The organism is Endozoicomonas sp., from assembly GCF_051008435.1.
In the GTDB taxonomy this organism is placed as follows: domain Bacteria; phylum Pseudomonadota; class Gammaproteobacteria; order Pseudomonadales; family Endozoicomonadaceae; genus Endozoicomonas_A.
Map to the genome: position 1 here is coordinate 1 of NZ_JBPCXO010000190.1, position 3546 is coordinate 3546.

At 48.5% G+C, this 3546-nt stretch carries 3 protein-coding genes; all 3 read left to right on the forward strand.

Annotation, left to right across the window (positions count from 1 at the left end; translation table 11 throughout):
* Positions 1–239: 239 nt before the first annotated feature.
* Entirely contained in the window at positions 240–2009 is a 1770-nt protein-coding gene (locus ACR2PX_RS09320; protein ID WP_433999085.1) for an alkyl sulfatase dimerization domain-containing protein, read from the forward strand.
* Between the two features lie 104 nt (positions 2010–2113).
* Entirely contained in the window at positions 2114–2800 is a 687-nt protein-coding gene (locus ACR2PX_RS09325) for a glutathione S-transferase family protein (RefSeq protein WP_433999086.1), read from the forward strand.
* Between the two features lie 6 nt (positions 2801–2806).
* Positions 2807–3546: MBL fold metallo-hydrolase (locus ACR2PX_RS09330; protein WP_433999087.1), on the forward strand; the 740-nt coding region annotated here is incomplete at its 3' end.

Genomic DNA, 3546 nt, shown 5'->3' on the forward strand with positions numbered 1-3546 from the left:
TGATCGTTTAGCTTTCTGAAAAAGGAGTTTTTGACGAAAAATGCACCTAAAAAGCTGAGTTTCCACACCATATTGCCGCAACTACCCACGAGATAAACGAAAGTACAGCATATTTGTACCTCTGAAACTCAAGTGTGGCATGGCTTATAACCAAAACCTTTTATCCCTGCAAAATCATCAGGGGTGCTGAATAGTTACAATGAGTGTGTTCACAATAATAAGTATTACAGGGTTTGTATATGCGTCGTTATCTCATCCCTACACTGTTGGCAACGGGCCTGTTAGCAGGCTGCAATGACTCCGCCGAGACTGTAAGCACCACTGCAGCTGCTTCTACGGAAGCTTCATCCTCTGAAACTGTGCATCCGGCAATGAAAGCGGTTCTGCCCGAGATGCAGGAAAAAGTCTACGAAGTCACTAAAGGTGTATATCAGGCCGTCGGTTTTGGTGGCGCCAACTCCATCATGGTGGAAGGTGACGATGGCATCATCATTGTCGATGCCATGGCGTCTGTTGAGTCTGCCCGCAGGGTAAAAGCTGCCTTCCGTGAGATTACTGATAAGCCGATCAAGGCGATTGTTTATACCCATAACCATGGTGACCATGTCTTTGGTGGCCCCGGTTTTGTGGAAGGCGAAGAAAACCCTGAAGATATCCAGATCTGGGCCCATGACACTACGCAATATTATATTAACCGTGTCGTCAATGTTCTGGCGCCTGCCATTGGTGCTCGCAGTAACCGAATGATTGGTGCACTGCTTGAAAAAGGCGACAAGGGATTTGTGCATTATGGCCTGGCCACACAGATGGAAACCATCGAGCCTGGTAATCATGCAGACGTTATTCCGCCTACCCATACTTTCTCGGATAAGGCTGAACTGAATATTGCCGGTGTTAATCTGGAGCTGGTGCACGTTGCCGGTGAAACCAACGACCAGATCATTGTCTGGTTGCCGGACCAGAAAGTCATCATGCCCGGTGACAATGTCTACAAGTCATTCCCTAACCTCTATACCCTGCGTGGCACCAGCTACCGTGATATCAAAAAGTGGTACGAGTCGGTCGATACCATGCTGGAGTTTGAGCCTGAATTCCTGGCACCTAGCCACACCTTACCGGTGGAAGGTAAGGAAAATGTTAAGGAGATCCTGACGGCTTACCGTGACGGCATTCAGTTCGTTCATGATCAGACTATCCGTTTGATCAACCAGGGACTGTCACCGGATGAGTTGGTCGAACAGGTGAAACTGCCTGAGCACCTGGCCAACCATCCCTATCTGTTTGAATACTATGGCAAGGTCGAGTGGGCTGTACGTAACATCTTCAGTGGTTATCTGGGCTGGTACGACTCTAATGTCTCCAAGCTGCTGCCTATTTCGCCTGATGACACCGCCAGACAGATGGCTGATCTGGCAGGTGGTGAAGAGGCTCTGCTGGCAAAAGCTCAGGAAGCGTTTGAGCAGAAGAATTACAACTGGGTGCTGCAGCTGACCGATCATCTGATGCGCTTGCAGTCTGAAAATAAAGTCGTCAAAGAACTTCGTGCTGAATCTGCTACCCAGCTGGGTTATGCCATGCACAACTCCAACGCCCGTGATATCTATCTAACGGAAGCGGCTGAGTTGCGAGGGGTAGAAATGCCTGTTGAGCAGATGGAAAAATCCACCAACAAGCTGATCAAGGCTATGCCGGTGCGTGGTTTCATTGAGTCTCTGGCCGTGAACCTGAACCCTGAGAAGAGTCTGGAAACCGACGAAACCATGGTGATCAACTTCACTGACACGGATGAGTCTTACACGATTCATGTCAGGAGAGGGGTTGCGATCATTAAAGACCAGGCCATTACCAATCCAGATAACAGCATGACCACGACTTCTGAAGTGTGGCTGGAAATTATGGCGGGTGATCGCAGTCTGCCGGGAGCATTGGCCACTGCTGATATTGAATTGGACGGCGGTCGTCTGTCCATCCCATCGGCACTGGGATTCCTCAGCATGTTCCAGGGATAAAGATAAAAATCAGCTGCCTGTAAGGGCAGCTGCCAACCTTTCAAGGCAGTAATGAGAGGTAAGTGGCTGTTAATAATAACGATAAATTCAAAGAGCTATGAATTATGATGCACCTGCACCAGATGGAAGATTCTCCTTTCTGCGAGAAAATCCGTCTTTTACTGCAATACAAACAGATACCTTATGAATTGGTTGAGTATGGTGCTTCTGCCATCACCAAGATCCGCAAGTTAAATCCTGCAGGCAAGGTGCCTGTGCTGGTGCAAGATCAGCAGGTAGTAGCAGATTCCAGCAATATCTGCCGTTTTATTGAAGAGCAATTTCCTGAAAAGTCGGTGTTTCCTGATTCTGCAGATGCCTCTGCTCTGGTTCATGTACTGGAAGACTGGGCTGATGAAAGTCTGTATTTCATGGAAATGTATTTTCGTTTTGCCATCAAGGACAACAGTCGGAAGATGTTACCTCTGCTGTTGGCTCATGACCCCGGTTGGCTGCATTGGCTGATCGGACCCTTGGTGGTGATGGGCGTCAAAGGAATACTCAGTCGTCAGGGAACCGGCCGAAAAACAACCGAACAGCTTCAGAAAGATCTCAGGTCACATGTCTGTTCCCTGGAGTCAATGCTGAGGAGTCAATCATTTCTGGTAGCAGATCATCTGACTATGGCTGATCTGTCTGTTTATGTTCAACTCAAACGAATCAATCAAACCCCGGAAGGTTCAGCAGTCATCAGTGAATCACTCATTGTTGTGAACTGGTTAAAACGTACTCAGGAATTAACCGAAAGTTAGAGTGATATGGCAAAATTCAAGTCTCTGCTGGGCTATACAGCTACAGCGGTAGTGTTCACTGGTGCAGGCATGCTGCTGTCAGAAACGGATGCGGCTAAAACCGTCAATCAGGCGGCTGACAGTGCGAAGAAAAGTGTTCTGACGACAGTGGCTGAAAAAGCAGCTGATGGTGATGTCCGTACCCAGCTGTTGATTGAAAACCCTGAGTTGATCAAAAGGGTCATGGAAGGCGGGAGCTTTGGCGGCAAGTTTTCCAAAAACATTGCCCAGCACATGTTTGGTGAAGATTTTCAGCCTGCCATTGATGACGCGCTGGAGATGACCGACATTGAGCCGGTAGGCGACAGGATGTGGCTGATTCGCATGCCCATTGTGAACGCTGTGCTGTTTGAAACCGATGAGGGGCTGGTGGTTGTGGATACCGGTATGGCTCCCGCCGGTCCGGCGATTTTGAAAGTCATTCGCAGTGTTAGCGATAAACCGATTCATACGATTATCCTGACCCACGGACATGTTGATCATGCCTATGGCACGCGACCTCTGGTTGAAGACAGCCCCAATGCCCAGATTATTGCTCAGGAAAATATTATCCCCCGCTTTGAGCGTTATCTGAAACTGTCAGGCTCTTTCTCCAAGTATATGAGCCAGCCCTATGAGGAGCTACCCAAGAAGAAAGAAGACATTGTCTGGCCAACCAAAACCTTCCGGGATCGTATGGAGATTGTAGTAGGCGGTGAGAAGTTTGT